20 protein-coding genes and 1 pseudogene are annotated in these 19051 nt (G+C 59.7%); 7 read left to right on the top strand and 14 right to left on the bottom strand.

What is annotated here, in order from left to right; genetic code table 11:
* Positions 1–283 (top strand): hypothetical protein (locus BN1129_RS24035; RefSeq protein WP_042038438.1); only part of this gene is annotated, 283 nt, incomplete at its 5' end.
* Between the two features lie 8 nt (positions 284–291).
* Here the strand turns inward: BN1129_RS24035 and BN1129_RS18045 are convergent.
* Positions 292–1395: a baeRF11 domain-containing protein gene (locus BN1129_RS18045; protein ID WP_042038439.1), complete on the bottom strand. Its 1104-nt coding sequence runs from the start codon at positions 1393–1395 to the stop codon at positions 292–294.
* Positions 1396–1539: 144 nt separating this feature from the next.
* A pseudogene (locus BN1129_RS24285) lies at positions 1540–1780 on the bottom strand (IS4 family transposase); the annotation flags it as partial.
* 139 nt (positions 1781–1919) lie between these two features.
* Between BN1129_RS24285 and BN1129_RS18050 the strand changes: the two are divergent.
* Positions 1920–2162 (top strand): DUF3297 family protein, encoded by a 243-nt coding sequence (locus tag BN1129_RS18050; RefSeq protein ID WP_042038441.1) that lies wholly within the window; start codon positions 1920–1922, stop codon positions 2160–2162.
* Between the two features lie 99 nt (positions 2163–2261).
* Here the strand turns inward: BN1129_RS18050 and BN1129_RS18055 are convergent, their stop codons facing one another.
* Positions 2262–2690 (bottom strand): DMT family transporter, encoded by a 429-nt coding sequence (locus BN1129_RS18055; RefSeq protein ID WP_042038442.1) that lies wholly within the window; start codon positions 2688–2690, stop codon positions 2262–2264.
* A gap of 9 nt (positions 2691–2699) precedes the next feature.
* Positions 2700–3167, bottom strand: coding sequence for a DMT family transporter (locus BN1129_RS18060; RefSeq protein WP_042038443.1), 468 nt, complete (start codon positions 3165–3167; stop codon positions 2700–2702).
* A 100-nt stretch (positions 3168–3267) separates the two neighbouring features.
* Between BN1129_RS18060 and BN1129_RS18065 the strand changes: the two genes are divergently transcribed.
* Both BN1129_RS18065 and BN1129_RS18070 read left to right on the top strand, forming a co-directional pair.
* Positions 3268–4161 (top strand): LysR family transcriptional regulator, encoded by an 894-nt coding sequence (locus BN1129_RS18065; protein ID WP_042038444.1) that lies wholly within the window; start codon positions 3268–3270, stop codon positions 4159–4161.
* A gap of 147 nt (positions 4162–4308) precedes the next feature.
* A complete protein-coding gene (locus BN1129_RS18070) occupies positions 4309–5412 on the top strand; it encodes an ElyC/SanA/YdcF family protein (RefSeq protein ID WP_042038446.1) in 1104 nt (367 codons plus the stop codon).
* A 45-nt stretch (positions 5413–5457) separates the two neighbouring features.
* Here BN1129_RS18070 and BN1129_RS18075 read toward each other — a convergent pair whose 3' ends face one another.
* From BN1129_RS18075 to cyoA, 6 genes are all read right to left on the bottom strand, one after another.
* Positions 5458–6819, bottom strand: coding sequence for an MFS transporter (locus BN1129_RS18075; RefSeq protein ID WP_042038448.1), 1362 nt, complete (start codon positions 6817–6819; stop codon positions 5458–5460).
* A gap of 282 nt (positions 6820–7101) precedes the next feature.
* Entirely contained in the window at positions 7102–7995 is an 894-nt protein-coding gene (gene cyoE / locus BN1129_RS18080; RefSeq protein WP_042038449.1) for a heme o synthase, read from the bottom strand.
* A gap of 10 nt (positions 7996–8005) precedes the next feature.
* Complete coding sequence (locus BN1129_RS24040; protein ID WP_042038450.1) at positions 8006–8338, bottom strand: cytochrome o ubiquinol oxidase subunit IV; 333 nt, start codon at positions 8336–8338, stop codon at positions 8006–8008.
* The gene (locus tag BN1129_RS23900; protein WP_042038452.1) at positions 8339–8953 is read right to left on the bottom strand and encodes a cytochrome o ubiquinol oxidase subunit III; all 615 of its coding nucleotides are present in this window, start codon (positions 8951–8953) and stop codon (positions 8339–8341) included. It lies immediately after the preceding gene.
* 4 nt (positions 8954–8957) lie between these two features.
* Positions 8958–10934: a cytochrome o ubiquinol oxidase subunit I gene (gene cyoB, locus BN1129_RS18095; RefSeq protein ID WP_042038453.1), complete on the bottom strand. Its 1977-nt coding sequence runs from the start codon at positions 10932–10934 to the stop codon at positions 8958–8960.
* Between the two features lie 3 nt (positions 10935–10937).
* Positions 10938–11963: a cytochrome o ubiquinol oxidase subunit II gene (cyoA, locus tag BN1129_RS18100; RefSeq protein WP_084204691.1), complete on the bottom strand. Its 1026-nt coding sequence runs from the start codon at positions 11961–11963 to the stop codon at positions 10938–10940.
* Between the two features lie 611 nt (positions 11964–12574).
* On the opposite strand from cyoA, the gene BN1129_RS18105 reads away from it, so the two are divergent.
* Both BN1129_RS18105 and BN1129_RS18110 read left to right on the top strand, forming a co-directional pair.
* Positions 12575–14500, top strand: coding sequence for an NAD(P)-binding protein (locus BN1129_RS18105; protein ID WP_042038455.1), 1926 nt, complete (start codon positions 12575–12577; stop codon positions 14498–14500).
* The gene (locus tag BN1129_RS18110) at positions 14497–15696 is read left to right on the top strand and encodes a c-type cytochrome (RefSeq protein ID WP_042038456.1); all 1200 of its coding nucleotides are present in this window, start codon (positions 14497–14499) and stop codon (positions 15694–15696) included. The genes BN1129_RS18105 and BN1129_RS18110 overlap by 4 nt, the downstream gene beginning before the upstream one ends.
* 74 nt (positions 15697–15770) lie before the next feature.
* Here BN1129_RS18110 and BN1129_RS18115 read toward each other — a convergent pair whose 3' ends face one another.
* The gene (locus tag BN1129_RS18115) at positions 15771–16106 is read right to left on the bottom strand and encodes a DUF3634 family protein (protein ID WP_042038457.1); all 336 of its coding nucleotides are present in this window, start codon (positions 16104–16106) and stop codon (positions 15771–15773) included.
* Between the two features lie 155 nt (positions 16107–16261).
* Entirely contained in the window at positions 16262–17230 is a 969-nt protein-coding gene (locus BN1129_RS18120; RefSeq protein ID WP_042038458.1) for a nucleoside hydrolase, read from the bottom strand.
* Positions 17231–17494: 264 nt separating this feature from the next.
* Between BN1129_RS18120 and BN1129_RS18125 the strand changes: the two genes are divergently transcribed.
* Positions 17495–18052: a HutD family protein gene (locus tag BN1129_RS18125; RefSeq protein WP_042038459.1), complete on the top strand. Its 558-nt coding sequence runs from the start codon at positions 17495–17497 to the stop codon at positions 18050–18052.
* 32 nt (positions 18053–18084) lie between these two features.
* Here the strand turns inward: BN1129_RS18125 and BN1129_RS18130 are convergent, their stop codons facing one another.
* Together BN1129_RS18130 and azu are read right to left on the bottom strand one after the other, a co-directional pair.
* The gene (locus BN1129_RS18130; protein ID WP_042038460.1) at positions 18085–18288 is read right to left on the bottom strand and encodes a hypothetical protein; all 204 of its coding nucleotides are present in this window, start codon (positions 18286–18288) and stop codon (positions 18085–18087) included.
* Positions 18289–18500: 212 nt separating this feature from the next.
* On the bottom strand, positions 18501–18941 hold the full coding sequence (azu, locus tag BN1129_RS18135) for an azurin (protein WP_042038461.1): 441 nt from the start codon (positions 18939–18941) through the stop codon (positions 18501–18503).
* Between the last annotated feature and the right edge of the window lie 110 nt (positions 18942–19051).

Genomic DNA, 19051 nt, shown 5'->3' on the forward strand with positions numbered 1-19051 from the left:
CGTTCGCGATCTTGCCCTGTCACTGGGTGGCATCGCCAAGAAGACTTTGTTCAAGATGGAAGGGAGGGAATATCTACACTCTCGTGTACTGGGCCGTGGGCAAGGCAGTGGCCATTGTATGACCTGTCCGATTATCCGTTATGCCATTGATTATTGGTTGAAACAAATCAGTAGTACCCAGGAGGAGCCAAAGTCGGATAGCTTGTCTATCCGACTTTTCTATTTGTCTGTGGCCGATAGAACAGCAGTTAATAAAAAATCTCTTATCGGGACTACAGACTAGCGATGTTTTTACACCGGATAACGTAATATTGCGTTGAGATCGGCACCGGATGGTAGATCTTCGCTCCGCACTGCCAATACCCTTGCTCCGGTAGCAATCGCCCGTTTGGCAATCTCATCGACAATGCTGTAACTGACTTCATCACCACTGCCGCTGAAGGAGATCAAACCTTCGTTATCAATGGTCCCATTGATACTGCTGTCGATATTAATCAGCAGTAGATCGATGGCACCAAAGGTGGCCGCACGAGCGGCATCGGACAAATCCTGAGTCACCCGCCGTTCACCTGAACGGGCTTCAAAGCGTGATTTCAGAGCATTTAACTGCGCCTGATAGTAGTTTTCCAACAGTGGCCTAACCTGGGTCACCAGCTCAGATGCCCCCAAATGCTCGGCATTACAGAAAAGTGTTTCATCGGTAAGATTCGGTAATGAGTTGGTTGCACGATAAATAGAAGCTAACGGCTCAGTCGTGACCAAAATAAGCGGATAATCATGACTCGCAAATATTGGTCGCAAGGCTTGGTCTATTTTACGGGTGTATTGCGCCAAACGTACCTTATAGTGAACCGCACCATGATGATGATCGTTTAATGCAGCCTCCCCCATGGCATCATGTTTGCGAGACGGCATATTCTGCACCGCAACTTCCACCGGCGGTACATCGGCAAAAAATTCGATCAGGCGCGCCTGATTTTCAGACAACGCCAGCACATAAGCTGAATGTGGGAATGTCAGTGCCCGCAGTAAAGGTTTGAGGTAAAAACGCTCGCTGACTTTAAGCTGGTTGGGCAATTTGTTTGCCAAACGGTAAGTCGTAATACTGTCCGGCGTAGCTAAAATGGCCAGGCTGCGGGCATGCAGATCCCAAAAATCCTCATCTTCCAGCACCGAATAAAGTTCTTCCTCCAACAGGGCTAAACGGCGTTTATCCAAACCTTGTTCCGCAACCTGCTGCAATGCCTCTTTAATGAAGTTGCCCAATTGAATTTGGCTGGCGTCTAATTTTTGGTGCAACGGCGACGTTTCAAGGTAGATGGAAATACAGGCATCAGAGCGGACATCAGATAAACGGGAGAACTCTTCACGGCTTGGGATATCAACATATAACATGGACCACCTCACGAATTTACAGTTTAGTTGGGTTGTGTGATGTTATTCAGTTCGTCCCCACTGGAATAGCGATAATCTTATCGACCAGCACTATGCCACATAGGCTGACTGGGCCTTTAGTATAGTCGGCTCATGCACAGGACCTTAAGAAAATGCATTATTTAAAATGCGTTTCAACGTATTGTTTTGTATCGATTTTTTCTGCTTGGTCAACTGGGCGTTTTTAGCCAAACAAACTGAAGCCCACGCCAGCCGCTCACTTATCTCACCCATAGTACGATGCATCACGGCTGCTAATATCGGGAACCACCCCGTCTGCAATGGCTGTCCGGCCTGTCACGCCCCCCTTGAGCCGGTTGTGCCATGCCGACTCCTTAAACAGCAGCACCGATACAGACTCATGAAAAGTGAGGACACCCACCTTTCTGAGCAAGCTGCTGCATCGCCAGCACACAAAAGTAGGTGTCTCAGTTTTGATAGGCATTGCCTACCGCCCCACTATTTATCTGCCTTAGGTTAGAGAGATGAGCGACAACAAACCCGCACTGCCCGACCGTCTGGCGGCCAACCTGCGCAGCCCGTACCATGTGGCTGCCTGCTTCGAGCACGAGATCGGCATTCGCCTCAACGGCAAGGAGCGCAACAATGTCGAGGAGTACTGCATCAGCGAAGGCTGGGTGAAAATCCCCTTTCCCAAGGCCAAGGATCGCTATGGCAACCCCATGCTGATCAGCGTCAAGGGCACCGTCGAGGCCTTCTACGCCTAAGCTGCCTATGGCAACGATGCCCCGAGCAGGGGCGCGACCTTGCTATCCCAGAATACCGGCCTAGTGCCGGTGTTCTGCTTTTCAGGTGCCAGCGCCTGTTCAGGGGTGCGGCTTGCCGGCCTGCCAGCGTTGCAGTCCGGCACCGGCCAGCACCAGCAGGGTGCCGAGCAGATCGCTCCCCTCCAGCCGTCCGGCCAAGGCATCGAGCAACACGCCTCCCGCCAACTGGCCCGCGACGATGAGCAAGGCGCAGACCAGGGCACCAACCCGGCCTATGGCCCAGCTGCTAATGGCAACGAACAGCGCCCCCAGCACGCCGCCGAGCAGCAGCCAGGGATCGAGCCCGGCCAGCTTCCCCCAGGGTGCCCCCTTGAGGATGAGCAGGGCGCCGAGCAGCACGAAGCCGAGCAGGTGGTTGGCGAGGGAGGCCGTCATGGCGCCCCGGGCGCTGGCGAGGCGGCCATTGAGGGTACGCGACAGACTAACCGCCACGCCGTTAAGCAGTCCCAGCAGGATCAAGAGGGTCATGGTTCTCTCCTAACGCAGCACGATCAGCAGGGCGCCGACCATCACCAGCAGGGCGGCGAGCACGTCCTTCCCTGATGGGCGGCGGCGGACCAGCCCGAACCAGCCTCTGGCGTCGCACAGGGCGCCAAACAGCAACTGGCCCAGCAACAGCAGGGCGAGGGTGCCCGCCATGCCCAGCGGCGAGTTGAGACACAGGGCCGCCAGCACCACAGTGAGCGCCCCCGGCAGGCCGCCAAGCCACGCCCAGGGCGGAGCAGACTGCGGCCCCTGGGGCCGTGGGGCCAGCCACCACAAGAGCGCGGCCACCAGGCTGCCGACCCCGTGGGCGAGCCAGCTCGCGAGCCAGGGATCGGTGGCGCGGGCCAAGGCACCGTTCTGGGCGATCATCAGCGCCAGCAGCAGGCCAGCGGCGAAGGCGGCCAGGGCGCCGATTGTCTGGAGGCGTCCGGGGCGGCGGTCAATAAGAGGGGGGATCATGGGGTCACTCCTTGGTTGAACAGAGGAGCAGGGTAAATTGTTTTAGATATGGGAATAATCTACCATTTCGGAACAGCATTGTTTCCATATTGAGAACAACATGAACCAGGATGCCTTCGCCCTGATCCCCGCCTTCGTCGCAGTGGTGGAGGCAGGCACTTTCTCCGGCGCCGCCCGCCAGCTCGGCCTCAGCAAGTCGGTACTGAGCAAGAAGGTGAGCCAGCTTGAGCAGCAGCTCGGTTGCCAGCTCATCTACCGCACCACCCGCTCCCTCACCCTGACAGAGGCAGGGGAGCGCTACTTCGAGACGGTACACCATGCGGTGCGTCTGGCCCGTGACGGGGAAGATGCCATCGGCGCCCTGCAGTCGGCGCCGCGCGGCCTGCTGCGAGTGACTGTGCCCATGGTCTATGGCCGGCGCCACATAGCCCCCCTTATCCCCGAATTTCTCGCCCTCTATCCCGAGCTGCAGTTGCAGCTGGAGATGAGCGACGCCCAGCAAGATCTGGTGGCCGAGGGGTTCGACGTGGCGGTGCGCATCGGCGAGCTGGAAGATTCAAGCCTGGTCGCCCGCCGCCTAGCCCCCTGTCACAGCACCCTGTGCGCCGCCCCCACCTACCTGGCGCGGGCCGGCACGCCCCGTACCCCGGCCGATCTCGAGGCCCACAACTGCCTCTGCTACTCCCTGTTTCGCGGCGGCACCCAGTGGCGCCTACAAGGCCCGGAGGGAGAGGTTGCCATCACCCCGCGGGGCAACTTCGAGGTCAACAACAGCGACGCCATCCACACCGCGCTGCTGGCAGGGCTCGGCATTGGCAACATGCCGGACTTTATCGTGGAGCGGGATCTCGCCACCGGCCGGCTGGTGCCCCTGCTGCCAGACCATGCCCTGCCCGAGCACGGCATCTGGTGCCTCTACCCCCGCCGTCGCCACCTGCCCGCCAAGGTGGAGGCCTGGCTGGCGTTTCTTCACGAACGCCTGGCTCTGCGCTAGGGGGCACGGGGATAACCGAAGCGGTTCACGTTTTTTTCATCTGGAAAGGAGTAGAGTAGGCCATTACCAAGCGCCTGTTTTAATTGAAAAAGGCTCCAGGGGGGCATGCCATGGCATCGCACCTCTCACCCTAGGTGGAACCCCATGATGAAGAAAACTGCGATTGCCCTGACCCTGGCCAGCCTGTTGGCCCTGCCAGTGTTTGTCTCCCCCCATGCCTGGGCGGCTCCGGTGCGCTCCCTGCAAAAGGAGCAAAACTACGACCAGTACATCAGCAAGCGCCAGGTGGTGGATCAGCTGCTGGCGGATGCCTGGCAGATCTTCAAGTCACCGGCTCGCATCTCCACCGCGGGCTTCACCGCCAAGATGCCGAGCAACATGGAGCAGGTCACCGCACTGCTGCTGCAGGCCTATCAGCTCGAACCCTACCGCACCGACCTGCTCATCTCGGCAGCCAACGCCCAGATCTACAACGGCAACGTGGACAAGGCCATCCGCCTGTTCGAGCAGGCGCTCAACACGGCGCCGGACGACATAGATCTGCTCACTTACCTGGCCACCTGGCAGACCTTCAAGCAAAACCCCAGTGCCGCCCAGGCATACCAGAGCAAACTGGCGGCACTCAACCCCGGCCGCGCCGCCGATCTGCAGCGCATCCTGGAGACGGTGGCCCGGGTCAATGCCACCCCGCTCAAGGAGCAGGGGGAGAGCTCACCCAAGCCGGGCAACCGGGCCATCGTCACCCTGGGCTATGCCCTCAACCCCGATGGCAGCATGCACGATATCCTGCTGGGTCGGCTGGAGACCACCCGCACCCTGGCCCAGGCCAACCCGACTGCGCTCATCATACTGACCGGCGGCGTGCCCCAAAACCGCCAGACCGAGGGCAAGCTGATGGCGAACTGGCTGGTGAAGAAGGGCATAGATCGCTCGCGCATCATAGAGGAGAACTACGCCACCAGTACGGTGGAGAACGCCCTCTACAGCAGCTACGCCCTCGCCCGCCACCAGATCCAGCACGCCACGCTGGTGAGCTCGGCCAGCCATGTCCGCCGGGGTCAGACCCTGCTGGAGATCGCCAGCTGGCAGAGCGGCCCGGCCGGGATCCAGATAGACAGCGTCAGCTACCCGGACAAGCCGCTCTCGGCCCTGGCCAAGGTGAGCGACAGCGAGCTGCTCGGCATCTACCGCGATGCACTGCGCACCTACGGCCTGTGGAGCTATCGCTCGGCCCCGCTGATCGAGCGCTGATCCACATTGCGCAAGATTGGCGAGCAGTTTGTTGATGGCAATGCATCAGGCGGCTATCAGCCGCTCCAGATCGCTGCGTGTGAGGTGCTTGGTATCCACCTTCACATAGAGCGAATGCTCGGCCGGCGCCAGCAGCACATCGCTCACCCCGTCACAGGCGCGGATCCGCTGCTCCAGCGCCGGGCTCGCCGCCACCCCTGCCGGCAGCACAATGCGCAGGCTGCTCACATAAGGGGGCTCCTGCATGGTGAGGCTGACCCCCAGCCAGGCCAGCGCCAGCAGGGCGCAACTGCCAAACACCAGCACGCCGCCGCCCAGGCTGTAGAGCAAGCCCCCCAGGCTGCCGCCGATGGCGACCCCGATGAACTGGCTGGTGGAGTAGACCCCCATGGCGGTGCCCTTGTAACCCGGTGGCGACTCCTTGCTGATGAGCGACGGCAGCAGCGCCTCCATCACGTTGAAGCCGATGAAGAAGAGCTGCAACCCGGCGAGCAGGCCCCACAACTGCAGCCCGGCCTGCCACAGCACCACTTCGGCGATGAGCATCACCAACACGCAGATCTGAAATACCCGCTTCATCTGGCGGCGTTTTTCGGCATAGATGATGAAGGGCACCACGCTGACAAAGGCGACCAGCATGGTGACCAGATAGGCCTGCCACTGGCTGTCACGGGATAGACCGGCTTGTTCGAGCAGCGACGGTAGCGCCACGAAGCTCGACATCAGCAGGGTGTGTACGCAGAGGATACCGAGGTTGAGTTTGAGCAGGCGCGGATTGGTAAGCACGGTGCGCATCCCGCCCCTGACCATGCTGGACTCGCGATTGAGCAGGTGGCCGGTCGGGGTCGGCACCAGCCAGAGGGTGATGGCGATGCCCCCCAGCGCCAGCAGAGCGATGAGCCAGAACAGGCCGGAGAGCCCCAGCGCATGGGTGATGAGGGGGCCCGTCACCATGGCGATGGCGAAGGTGATGCCAAAGCTCACCCCGATGAAAGCCATCGCCTTGGTGCGGTTCTGCTCGCGGGTGAGATCCGAGAGCAGGGCCATCACGGCGGCGGAGATAGCACCGCTGCCCTGCAGGGCGCGGCCGAGAATGACACCCCAGATGGAGTGGGTCAGCGCTGCGACCACGCTGCCCAGCGCAAACATCAGCAGACCGCCGACGATCAGCGGCTTGCGGCCGATGCGATCGGAGAGCAAGCCGAACGGGATCTGGAACAGCGCCTGGGTCAGGCCATAAATACCGATGGCCAGGCCGATCAGGGCTTCGGAGGCGCCCGCCAGGGACATGCCGTAGGTGGTCAACACCGGCAGCACCATAAACATGCCAAGCATGCGCAAGGAGAAGACGGAGCCGAGCGCCCAGGTCGCGCGGCGCTCGCCCCTCGTCATGGTGAAATCATTCATGAAGGCCTCGATAGGTCAAAGAGAAAAGAGATGCAAGGGGTGGATGACGCAAGGCGCGCCACCCCCGAACAACGGGAAACGTGCCCCGCAGGGCGGGCCCCATAATAACAGAGCCGGGAAGGTTCCCGGCTCTGGATTTCATGCATTCAGGGGCGCAGCTCTCACTATCGGCGCAGTCTGCTCACCCATACCGGCATCGCATCCGGCTGGCAATCCACCGACATCATCACGTTCAGGCAGGTGAAGATGATGACGACGAGGGAGAACATCTCCGCCTCAGGGTCAGGGCAGCATGCTCACCAATACCGGCGTCGCATCCGGCTGGAAATCCACCGACATCATCACACTCAGGCAGGTAATGGTGACGATGGAGAACATGAACAGCTTGCGGGCCCAGAGGGAGTCATCGACCGCCTGCTTGTAACCCGACAACGCCATGCCCAGCCACCAGACGCTGACCGCCGTCGCCACGATCAGATACTTGTAACCGGCGTAACCGCCTAAAAACAGCATCAACGTCGGCACCATAAAAGCCAGTATGTAGAGGGTAATGTGGTGTTTGGCCACGACAATCCCCTTCACCACCGGCAGCACGGGTATGTTGGCCGCCTGATAATCCTTGAAGCGGAAGATGGCAATCGCATAGGAGTGCGGCATCTGCCACAGGCTGAAGATCGCCAGCAGGATCAAGGCGCCCGAGTCGAACTGACCGCTCACGGCGCAGTAGCCGATGACGGGTGGCGCGGCGCCGGAGAGGCTGCCGACCAGGGTGCCATAGACGGAGTGACGCTTCATGTAGAGGCTATAGACCCCCACATAGACCAGGAAGCCCAGCACGGCCAACAAGGCAGCCAACGGATTGGCCGCAAAGTAGAGCAGTGCAATGCCCGCAACGCCGAGCGCGCTCGCATACCAGAGCGAGACGCCGGGGGCGATGAGCCCCTTCACCAGGGCGCGGTTCTTGGTGCGCTCCATGATGCAGTCGATGTCCCGGTCGATGTAGTTGTTGAACACACAACCGGAGGCCACCACCAGGGAGACACCCGCCATGGTCAGGATGAACAGGGGCACATCCAGGCTCCCCTTGGAGGCCAGCAGGAATCCGCCGATCACCGAGATGAGGTTACCGAAAATGATGCCCGGCTTGGTCACTTGCAGGTATTGCTTCATCATCACATCAAGCCGCTCAGTGAACCATCATGTTGACGTTGAGGTTGTACATGATCCACAGGGAACCCACGACCACGATGGCGATGATGAGCACGGTAAACACCAGTGCCACCAGGTTCCAGCGCTCCTCTGAGGAGGTGTTCATGTGCAGGAAGTAGATCAGATGCACGAAAATCTGCACCACCGCCATGGCCACCACAGTGCCCAGCACCATGGCGTGGGAAGCGGAGCCATCCATCACCATCCAGAAGGGGATCGCGGTCAGGATAACCGACAGCACGAAACCGATGAGATAGCTCTTGGCGCTGCCGTGGCTGGCGCCGTGATTATCAACTGCATGAGTACTCATTTACATCGCTCCCATCAGATAGACCACGGTGAAAACACAGATCCACACCACGTCCAGGAAGTGCCAGAACAGGCTCAGGCACATCAGACGGGTACGGTTGCGCTCGGTCAGCCCCTTCTTGTTCACCAGCACCATCATGACGATGATCCAGACAAGGCCGCTGGTCACGTGGATCCCGTGGGTACCGACCAGGGTGAAGAAGGCGGAGAGGAAACCACTGCGCTGCGGGCCGAAGCCTTGGGCGATCAGGTGGTGGAACTCGTAGATCTCCATGGCGATGAAGCCGGCGCCGAGCAGGAAGGTGACCAGCAACCAGCCATTGACGGCGGAGACCTGGTTCTTGTTCATGGCCAGCATGCCAAAACCGAAGGTGATGCTGCTAAACAGCAGCAGCATGGTTTCACCAAACACGAACGGCAGCTCGAAGAGATCCTTGCCGCTGGGGCCACCGGCGGTGCCGTTGACCAGGACCGCATACGTTGCGAACAGGGTCGCAAACAGGATGCAGTCACTCATCAGGTAGATCCAGAAACCGAACACCTTGGTGGCACCGGCATCATGGTGCCCATGATCGTCATGGGCGCCGTGAGTGTGATGTAGAACGTCAGTCGCCATGGAATTAAGCCACCTTGTTGAAATTTTCAAAATGCTGACACTCGATCCGCTCGATCTCGTCAACCTGCACGTAGTAATCCACGTCGTCATTGAAGCTGTGGATGATCCAGGTGGCTATCATGCCGACGAAGCCGGCGATGGCCATCCACCAGATGTGCCACACCATGGCGAAACCGAACACCACGCTGAAGGCAGCGATAATGACACCGGCCCCCGAGTTTTTCGGCATGTGGATCGGGTCATAGCGCTTGGGTTGCTGATAGGCAGACCCATCCTGCTTGGCTTCCCAGAAGGCATCCAGGCCGGTGATCTTCGGCTCGATGGCGAAGTTGTAGAAGGGCGGCGGTGAAGAGGTCGACCACTCCAGGGTACGGCCACCCCAGGGATCACCAGTCAGATCGCGGTTCTTCTCGCGGTCACGAATACTGACCACCACCTGGATCGCCTGACACAGGACACCGATGGCAATCAGGCCGGCACCGCAGGCAGCCACGACCAGCCAGCCGTGGAACTCGGGATCTATGTTCTGACTGACCCGACGGGTCATGCCCATGAAGCCCAGCACGTAGAGCGGCAGGAAGGCCACGAAGAAGCCGGTGATCCAGCACCAGAAGGCACGCTTGCCCCAGACCTCATCCAGCTTGAAGCCGAACGCCTTCGGGAACCAGTAGGTGATACCGGCAAAGCAACCGAACACCACGCCGCCGATGATGACGTTGTGGAAGTGGGCGATCAGGAACAGGCTGTTGTGCAGCACGAAGTTGGCAGCCGGCACCGAGAGCAGTACCCCAGTCATGCCACCCACGGTGAAGGTGATGATGAAGCCGACGGTCCACAACATGGGTGAGGTGAACTCGATGCGGCCGCGATACATGGTGAACAGCCAGTTGAAGATCTTCACCCCGGTCGGGATGGAGATGATCATGGTGGTGATGCCGAAGAAGGCATTCACGTTGGCGCCCGATCCCATGGTGAAGAAGTGGTGCAGCCAGACCACGAAGGAGAGCACGGTAATGGCCACGGTCGCCCACACCAGGGAGGTGTAGCCGAACAGCTTCTTCTTGCAGAAGGTCGCCACCACTTCGGAGAAGATCCCGAACACCGGCAGCACCAGGATATACACCTCGGGGTGACCCCAGGCCCAGATGAGGTTGATGTACATCATCATGTTGCCACCCATGTCATTAGTAAAGAAATGGGTACCCAGGTAACGGTCTGCGGTGAGCAGGGCTATGGTGACGGTCAGGATCGGGAAGGAGGCGATGATCAGTATGTTGGCGCACAGCGCGGTCCAGGTGAACACCGGCAACCGCATCATGGTCATGCCGGGGGCACGCATCCTGATGATGGTGGCAAAGAAGTTGACGCCGGTCAGCAGGGTGCCTAACCCCGAGATCTGCAGACTCCAGATCCAGTAATCGACCCCGACCCCGGGACTGAACTCCTTGCCCGACAAGGGCGGATAGGCCAGCCAGCCGGTCTGGGCAAATTCACCGACCCCGAGGGAGACGTTGATCAGCACCACGGCGGCAGCGGTAAACCAGAAGCTCAGGTTGTTGAGGAAGGGAAAAGCCACGTCACGGGCACCGATCTGCAGCGGCACCACTATGTTCATCAGGCCGATCACCAGTGGCATGGCCACGAAGAAGATCATGATGACGCCGTGGGCGGTGAAGATCTGGTCGTAGTGGTGGGGCGGCAATATGCCTTCGCCACCGGCCGAGGCCATCACCTGCTGGGTACGCATCATGACCGCATCGGCAAAGCCGCGCAGCAGCATGATCATCCCCAGGATGAGATACATGATACCGAGACGCTTGTGATCCACAGAGGTGAACCACTCTTTCCACAGATACTGCCACTTGCCGAAATAGGTGATCAGCCCGGCGATGGCCAGCCCGCCCAATAAGATAGCGACTATCGTGACCATGATAATGGGTTCATGGTACGGGACAGCGTCGAGCGTTAATTTTCCAAACATCAATTATTCCTCGGATCCTGCTTTCACACTCTTGTCATCCATCGGCATGGCCATATGCCCGGCATGATCCATGGGGGCATCATGGGGCATCTTGTCATGGTCCATTGCGTGATGATCCATGGCGTCGCCATGCTGCATGGCCCCCTCGTGCGCCATACCCTGGTGCTCAGCCGGTGCCATGTCACCCATGAACTTGTTGATCACATTGACGAACAGGGCCGGGTCGGCACTGGCGAAATACGCCACCGGATTGTTCTGGCTCTGCTTGGCCAGGGCCTCGAACTCGGCCATGGTGGTGAGCATATTGGGTGACTGTTTTACCTTGGCGACCCAGGCATCGAAGTCGGCCTGATCCCGCGTCGCGATGGCCTGGAACTTCATGCCTGAGAAACCGGCGCCGCTGTAACTGCCGGAGATCCCCTTGTACTGGCCCGCCTCGTTGGCGATGAGATGCAACTTGGTCTGCATGCCAGCCATGGCATAAATCTGACCGCCCAGCTGGGGAATGAAGAAGGAGTTCATCACTGTGTCTGAGGTCACCCGGAAATTGACCGGGGTATTGACTGGGAAGGCCAGTTCATTGACGGAGGCGATCCCCAATTCCGGATAGACGAACAGCCACTTCCAGTCGAGGGAAATAACATCGACCTGAATCGGCTTGACGTCTGATTCCAGCGGTTTATAAGGATCCAGCGAGTGGGACGTTTTCCAGGTAATAACCGCCAGAATGGCGACAATAATGACGGGTACGGTCCAGACGACCGCTTCAATCTTGTTGGAGTGAGACCAATCCGGGGTATATTTGGCGTTGGTATTGGATGCTCTGTATTTACGAGAGAATGCCACTGCCATAATAATCACAGGGATCACCACAATTAACATCAGCCCGATGGCCGTTAATATCAGTGATTTCTGTTCCAGACCAATCTGCCCTTTGGGACTCATTAGAGCCATGTCACAACCACTGAGCAAGCCAGTGGTCGCGAGCAACAGCAAGGCGCCCAAGCCCCTTTTTACATCAGGTCTCATGCCGTGTCCTCATCTTCGCAAGGCGTAAAGTTGTAATAAAAACGCATCATTCTATTGCATCGGGGGGGGATGTGAACAACATGAAAAATTAATCCCGAATTTGTGTTCGGTTTGGCATTGACCTGTGAAGCATGTTAATAACTTGACGGCAAGGTATTTATCAAAGATGATAAATAACCAATTCATCATCTGCTGACTTCATTTCACCCAAATATTGTTGATTGAATAGACAGAGCGCGACTTGCCCTTGTATTTGACAGGGTTAAAATGCCCCTTTCATTGCTATTTGTATAAAATATCAGCGCTATTTTCAGCGCCACCAGCGAACAGACCGGCTATCAAGCAGAACTCAATCAGAGCCATAATTAATCAAATTAAACTCTAATTAATTCCATGGATTTGATGGGGCCATCGTCCGCAAAGAAGCATATTGCATGCATTGCCAGGGGCCGAATCCATCACCAGACTCATCATTTTGCTTAATAAGTTATCATCAAAGCCATGGACTCCATCTGGATATCGCGTTAGGTTGCGCCCCTTCGTTACCAAGCCAGTCACGAATTCAACCTTATCCCACTTCCCATTTGACTCTTAATACAACAGGGATTGCCATGAGTATCACACGCAGAGACTTTCTCAACGGCGTAGCCATAGCGATTGCAGCCGGTGTCGCCCCCATCAATCTGCTGCAAGCGGCGCAAGGCGGCAACACGCTGGCCGACAAGACGCTTGCCTACCCGCCTGCCCTCACCGGCCTGCGCGGCAACCACCCGGGCTCTTTCGAACCGGCCCACAACATCGCCCGTGACGGCAAGCAGTATGACTTCGCCAATGTTCCCCTTGAGGGGGAGGTGGATCTGGTGATCGTCGGCGCCGGGATCAGCGGCCTGGCCGCCGCCTGCTTCTATCAGCAGTTGCTCGGGGCGGATAAAAAGATCCTGCTGCTCGACAACCACGACGACTTTGGCGGTCACGCCAAGCGCAACGAGTTCACCACCCCCGATGGCCTGCGGCTGGGTTATGGCGGCAGCGAATCCCTGCAATCGCCGCGATCCGTCTACAGCCCGGTGGCGCTGGGGCTGCTCAAGGCACTGGAGGTCAACATCGACGAGCTGGCCAAAGGATTCCAGCAGACTTTCTATCCGGATCTGGGGCTTAGCCGCGGCGTCTATTTCGACGAGCAGCACTTTGGCGTCAACAAGATAGTGAACGGCGATCCGGGCCACAACGTGGCGGACGACATCCCGCGCGATCGCCTGAATGGCCGTCCGCTGGCAGAGTTTATCGGTGACTTCCCCCTCGATGATGCCGACAAGGCCGCCCTGCTGGCGCTGCACGAGGCGAAGATCGATTACCTGAGCGGCATGACCCGCGAAGAGAAAGACCTCTGGGTGACCCGCAACAGCTACACCAGCTTCCTGCGCGATAAAGTGGGCCTCAGCGAGCGGGCGATCACCTACTTCCAGCAGCGCACCAACGACTTCCAGGCGGTCGGTATCGACGCCACCGCCTGCGCCGATGCGCGCCTCTGCGCCTTGCCGGGCTTCGACGGGCTGGATCTCACTCCTCTCGATGCCGAGGAGCAGGCAGAGCTGGACGATCCTTACATCTTCCACTTCCCGGACGGCAACGCCGGTCTCACCCGCCTGATGGTGCGCAAGCTCATTCCGCAGGTGGCGCCGGGTCATACCATGCAGGACGTGGTGCTGGCCAAGTTTGACTACAGCAAGCTCGACCTGCCTGAGCACAAGGTGCAGCTGCGCCTTGGCAGCACGGCGCTGCAGGCCAAAAACGTGCGCCTCGCCGACGGCAAGCTGGCGGTGGATGTCACCTATATCAAAGAGGGGAAACTGCATCGGGTGCGGGCCAAGCAGTCCGTCATGGCGGGTTACAACATGATGATCCCCTACATGGTGCCCGAGATGCCGGAGCCCCAGAAAGAGGCGCTGCGCCAGAATGCCAAGGCGCCGCTGGTCTACACCAAGGTGGTGATCAAGAACTGGCAAGCCTTCGTCAAGCTGGGGGTGCACGAGGTCTACTCCCCCGCGGCCCCCTACAGCCGGGTCAAACTCGACTATCCGGTCAGCATGGGTGGCTACGAGCATCCCAAGAGCCCGGATCAGCCCATGTGCCTGCACATGGTCTATGTGCCGACCCTGCCGGGCAGCGGCCTCTCGGCCCGCGAGCAGTCCCGCAAGGGGCGCGCCATGATCCTCGGCATGCCGTTCGAGCAGCATGAACAGATGATCCGCGAGCAGTTGCAGGGAATGCTGGGCAGCGCCGGATTCAACCATGAGCAGGATATCCTCGCCATCACGGTCAACCGCTGGTCTCACGGTTACTCCTATGTCACCAACACCCTGTTTGATGACGAAGCGCAGTGCGAAAAATGGATTGAGCTGGGTCGCCAGCCGATCGGCAACATCACCATCGCCAACTCCGATGCAGGCTGGAGCCCCTACGCCCACGCCGCCATCGACGAAGCGTGGCGCGCCGTCAACGAGCTGGTGGCCATCAGCAAGGGAGGTGCCCAATGAGCCGCGCCCTGTCACTGACGGCCAGCGCCCTGCTGCTGGCCCTGCCCGCCCTTGCCGCTCACGCAGCGCCTGCTATGTCGGCGGGTGAATACGTGGCCAAGCTCGGGGATTGCGCCGCCTGTCACACCAGCGAGACCAGCAAGCCGCTGGCGGGCGGCAAAGGGTTCCCGACCCCCATCGGCACCGTATTTGCCACCAACATCACCCCCGACAAGAGCCACGGTATCGGCAACTACAGCCTGTCGGAGTTCATCAAGGTGATGCGCGAAGGGGTGGCCCGCGACGGGCATCGGCTCTACCCGGCCATGCCCTACACCGCCTACGCCAAGATGAGCGATAAAGACCTCGAAGATCTCTATCACCATCTGATGAAGGAGGTGCAGCCGCTGGCCATCGCCAACAAGGAGAGCGACATCCCCTGGCCGCTCAATATGCGCTGGCCGCTGATGGGCTGGAACTGGATCTATCACGATGACAGCCGCTTCACCCCGGTGGCGGGCAAGAGCGAGCAGTGGAATCGCGGCGCCTATCTGGTGCAGGGTGCCGGTCACTGCGGCAGTTGCCACACCCCGCGCGGGCTCGGCATGCAGGAGAAAGCGCTGACCGAGGCAGATCCCCTCTATCTGAGCGGCGCCACCCTGGATGGCTGGTATGCCCCCAACATTCGCGGCAGCCGCTACGACAAGCAGGCGCTGATCGATCTGCTGAAAACCGGTCGCAGCCAGCATCAGGCGGTCGCGGGTCCCATGGCAGAAGTGATCACTCACAGCAGCCAGTACTTCAGCGACGCCGATCTGGCCAGCATCGCCACCTACCTCACCGACCTGAAAGATGAGCCGGTGGCGGAGCAAGGGGCCCGTGCCTACGCCAGTGCCAGCGGCAAGGCGGACTACGCCATGTATTGCTCCACTTGCCATGGCGTCAACGGTCAGGGCAATGACCACGTCATTCCGTCGTTGGTGGGCAACCACACAGTGCTGGCCGACGATCCCGCCAGCCTGCTCAACGTGCTGCTGTACGGCGCCGAGACGCCCATTACGCAGGGTCATATCGGCTACCGCATGCCGGGCTATGGCTGGACTCTCAACGACGAACAGGTGGCCGGGCTGGTCAACACCCTGCGCGCCTCCTGGGGCAATGATGGGGTAGCCATCAAGCCGGCCACCGTCAAGGCCCAGCGCGCGCTGCACGAATAAGCCAGCGCCGTGTCACCACTGCCATAAAAAACGGGCCTCCACTGGAGGCCCGTTTGCTGTGTGCGAGCAGGGCATCAACCCTTGCGTGGTTTTGACCCAGGCAGGGGCGCCGCTGGCTGGCGGTAATCGCCATAGGGAAAGACGTTGCGAAAACGCTGGGCCACCGGCTCGGGGATGGAACGGGAGAAGATCAGCTTGACGCCGTCGCCATCACGCTGACCCAGAATGCGACCCCGCACCGTCTCATGGCGCAGTATCTGTTTGGCATGCTCAATGAATGCGGGAGACACCTTGCCCCGCTTGACCACCACCTTGCCAGGCTGCAACCGGATCTCGAACAGGGCGCCCCGTCCCAGCTTCATCAACCACCAGATCAGGGCAACCGCTACCAACAACGATAACCAGGCCATCTATTTTCCTCCTAACAACTCGATATCCCCGCGCGGGTCAGGCCATCTTGTGCCCTCCAGACCGCGCCATGGTTGCCAGTATAAGCCGCCATTGACCCCGTTTATTTGGCGGGGATCACAGCCGCCACGTTATGTGAGCACCATCCAAGCGCTGCTCAGCAATCTTTGCCCCAAGCCACCAGCGTCTCGCGATAGAGCGCCAGCAGCGCCTCATCCCGCACCGCTACCCCGACCTGCTGGGCACGATAGTCGGCCCAGCCGTCGTGGGGGTGGGACCTGCCATCGAATTTTTGCAGGGTATGACCGATGGCGGGCCCCTCGTTGATGACCCGCACCGGCCCTTCCCGCAGGGTAAAGAGGGTAGGATCTATCACGTAGGCGATGGCGGAAGGATCGTGCACGTGGCAGCCATCCAGACCGATGCGCTCCGAATAGAAGCGCAGGTAGAAGCGGCTCACCTCCCACAGGAAACGACCCGGCTCGCCTGCGTCATCGCGCAGCGCATCCAGATAGGCGCTGCTGAAAAAGCTCTGCTGGGTCACGTCCAGCCCGATGATCACCACAGGCCAGTCGGCGGTAAACACCCGGTCGGCAGCATCGGGATCATCGTGAATATTGGCCTCGGCATAGGGGGTCACGTTGCCACGATGGCCGTTGACGCCAAAGGCCCCCCCCATCACCACCACCTGCTTTACCAGAGTGGTGATCTCAGGCGCCTCCTGCAGTGCCAGCGCCAGATTGGTGAGCGGCCCTATGGTGACCAGGGTGATCTCGCCAGGCGCGGCCGTCACCGCCTCCACGATATATTGCCAGGCAGGTCTGGGATCCGCCGTGATGGTCACCTCCCCGGCCTCCACGTCCCCCAGCCCGCCCGGGCCATGCACGACCGTGGTCGGCCCCACCGGCTCGCGGCGCAGCGGGGCCACGGCCCCCCGGACCACGTCTGCCTTCATGCCGTATTTCTGCTTGAGCCAGAGCGCATTGCGGGTGCCGTTGTCTATGGTGGCATTGCCAAACACAGTGGTGATGGCGAGTAGATCGATGGCGGGGTGCGCCTCGGCAAACAGTATTGCCATGGCGTCGTCGATACCGGGATCCGTATCCAGAATGATTTTGTGGGCCATGGGGCCTCCAGACAGCAAGAGAGTTGCCAGTGTAACGGCCTCCCGCCCGTTTTACAGCACAGGGATCACAGCCTGAGGGTTTCGCCCGAACCGGCCCCGTCGAGTGGCTGCATATTGAGCAAGGCGGTGGGCAGACAGGCCAATGCGGCTAAATAATGGCCAACCGGACGAAAGCGAATAGCCGCCGCCTTGTGAGCTGGCCTGGGGGATGGTATCACTTGGCCTCATTGCCCACTTATCTCACCCCACTGCCGAGGCGCCATCGTGATCACCCTGATTAAAGAGTCTGACCAGCTGAAAATGCCCTGGAAGAACAAGCAGGGCACCACAGCCCAGATCCTCATCGCCCCCAGCAGCGCGACCCTGGACAAGCTCGACTTTGACTACCGGTTGAGCTCGGCCCCCATCAAGGGCGCCGGTCCCTTCTCCAAATTTCCCGGCTATCAGCGCATCCTGCTGCCCATCAGCGGCGCCGGCTTCGTGCTCAACGGCCATCCCTATGCCACCTTCGAGGCGGCCCACTTCAGCGGGGATGACGAGACCCACTGCGAGCTGCTGAAAAAAGAGGTGACGGATCTGGGGCTCATCTATGATCCCTCGCGCATCAGTGCCAACGTGCGGGTGCTGAATCTGCCCTTCCCGCTCACCCTCACCCTGGAGGCGGACAAGACCTACCTCTGCCACCTGCTGAGCGGTCAGCTCACGGTGCAGGATCGGGCCGTGGCGATCAACGAGACCCTGGTGGTCAGCGGCGAAGAGAGCATCAGGCTGGAGTGCCAGAAGAAGACGGCCATCGCCTTCTTTACCCTGCAAGCGCGATAAGAAAGAGACCCGAGCAGACCCAGGTGTCGTGCTCAACGTTTGGGGGCGCGGCCCCCGCTGTCGAGACAGGCCTGCATGGTATCGTAGGGAACATAATGCTTGGTGCGGCTGTAGTAGGTGCCACCCTGGGGGTGGCAGATGCCGTTGCGGCTCTTCTTGACCGGGGGCTCTGCCGCCAGCACCAGGGCGCACACCAGCATCAGGCAACCGCTGACCACCCATTTGACTGCGCTCATCACTCACATCCATTCAGTGTCTGGGCCAGCAGGCCCCGATTGAAACCTACTTTACCCCTATCAAGGCGCGGCCACTCCTCGCCAGATCACGAAATGAACCATTTATTCAATCGCTTGGCTCGTCTGCACCGCGCGTTCGATACAAGGTTTGTGCATCATAAAAAAAGCCGGGCAACCCGGCTTTTTTCTTCATGACCACCCAGACACGCGGTTTAACCGATCTTGAAGCTGCCCTTCATCATGGCGAAGTGGCCGGGGAAGGAACAGAAGAAGGTGAGGTCTTTACCGGCCAGGCCATCGGTTTTGAAGGTAACGCTGGTGCTCTCGCCGCCGCCAATCATCTTGGTGTGGGCCAGCACCCGCGGATCATCTTTTGGCAGGTAGCTGTTGTCAGCACCGGCGCTCATGCCGGCGGTCGCGACAGCCTGATAATCGGCGGTGTTCGCCAGTGCCCAGTTGTGACCCATGGCGGTCACCGGCATCTTGCCGGTATGGTTGAGGGTCACTGTCACCTCTTTGCAGGTCGCCGGTACGCTCATCTCTTTGAGGTTGTACTGCATGGCATCATTGCCTTCGATGACCAACGCGCACTCATCGGCCAGCGCCGGGGCAGCCAGGGTACTCAGAAACAGCAGGGTAATCGCCTTTTTCATCATCCTCTCCTTTGATTGGCAATAGATGGCAACACGATTGCCTGCAGGCTCGCGCCAGCGACTGGCAAAGATGCTGTCAAAATCGACCTTATTCTACTCAAATGTTGTCA

Source organism: Aeromonas popoffii (genome assembly GCF_000820025.1).
Taxonomy (GTDB): domain Bacteria; phylum Pseudomonadota; class Gammaproteobacteria; order Enterobacterales; family Aeromonadaceae; genus Aeromonas; species Aeromonas popoffii.

Excerpts from the sequence above, each read along its gene's own strand:
- BN1129_RS18045 (WP_042038439.1), bottom strand. The coding sequence starts at position 1,395 with ATGTTATATGTTGATATCCCAAGCCGTGAAGAGTTCTCCCGTTTATCT.
- BN1129_RS18050 (WP_042038441.1), top strand. The coding sequence starts at position 1,920 with ATGAGCGACAACAAACCCGCACTGCCCGACCGTCTGGCGGCCAACCTG.
- BN1129_RS18055 (WP_042038442.1), bottom strand. The coding sequence starts at position 2,690 with ATGACCCTCTTGATCCTGCTGGGACTGCTTAACGGCGTGGCGGTTAGT.
- BN1129_RS18060 (WP_042038443.1), bottom strand. The coding sequence starts at position 3,167 with ATGATCCCCCCTCTTATTGACCGCCGCCCCGGACGCCTCCAGACAATC.
- BN1129_RS18065 (WP_042038444.1), top strand. The coding sequence starts at position 3,268 with ATGAACCAGGATGCCTTCGCCCTGATCCCCGCCTTCGTCGCAGTGGTG.
- BN1129_RS18070 (WP_042038446.1), top strand. The coding sequence starts at position 4,309 with ATGAAGAAAACTGCGATTGCCCTGACCCTGGCCAGCCTGTTGGCCCTG.
- BN1129_RS18075 (WP_042038448.1), bottom strand. The coding sequence starts at position 6,819 with ATGAATGATTTCACCATGACGAGGGGCGAGCGCCGCGCGACCTGGGCG.
- BN1129_RS24040 (WP_042038450.1), bottom strand. The coding sequence starts at position 8,338 with ATGAGTACTCATGCAGTTGATAATCACGGCGCCAGCCACGGCAGCGCC.
- BN1129_RS23900 (WP_042038452.1), bottom strand. The coding sequence starts at position 8,953 with ATGGCGACTGACGTTCTACATCACACTCACGGCGCCCATGACGATCAT.
- cyoB (WP_042038453.1), bottom strand. The coding sequence starts at position 10,934 with ATGTTTGGAAAATTAACGCTCGACGCTGTCCCGTACCATGAACCCATT.
- cyoA (WP_084204691.1), bottom strand. The coding sequence starts at position 11,963 with ATGAGACCTGATGTAAAAAGGGGCTTGGGCGCCTTGCTGTTGCTCGCG.
- BN1129_RS18105 (WP_042038455.1), top strand. The coding sequence starts at position 12,575 with ATGAGTATCACACGCAGAGACTTTCTCAACGGCGTAGCCATAGCGATT.
- BN1129_RS18110 (WP_042038456.1), top strand. The coding sequence starts at position 14,497 with ATGAGCCGCGCCCTGTCACTGACGGCCAGCGCCCTGCTGCTGGCCCTG.
- BN1129_RS18115 (WP_042038457.1), bottom strand. The coding sequence starts at position 16,106 with ATGGCCTGGTTATCGTTGTTGGTAGCGGTTGCCCTGATCTGGTGGTTG.
- BN1129_RS18120 (WP_042038458.1), bottom strand. The coding sequence starts at position 17,230 with ATGGCCCACAAAATCATTCTGGATACGGATCCCGGTATCGACGACGCC.
- BN1129_RS18130 (WP_042038460.1), bottom strand. The coding sequence starts at position 18,288 with ATGAGCGCAGTCAAATGGGTGGTCAGCGGTTGCCTGATGCTGGTGTGC.
- azu (WP_042038461.1), bottom strand. The coding sequence starts at position 18,941 with ATGAAAAAGGCGATTACCCTGCTGTTTCTGAGTACCCTGGCTGCCCCG.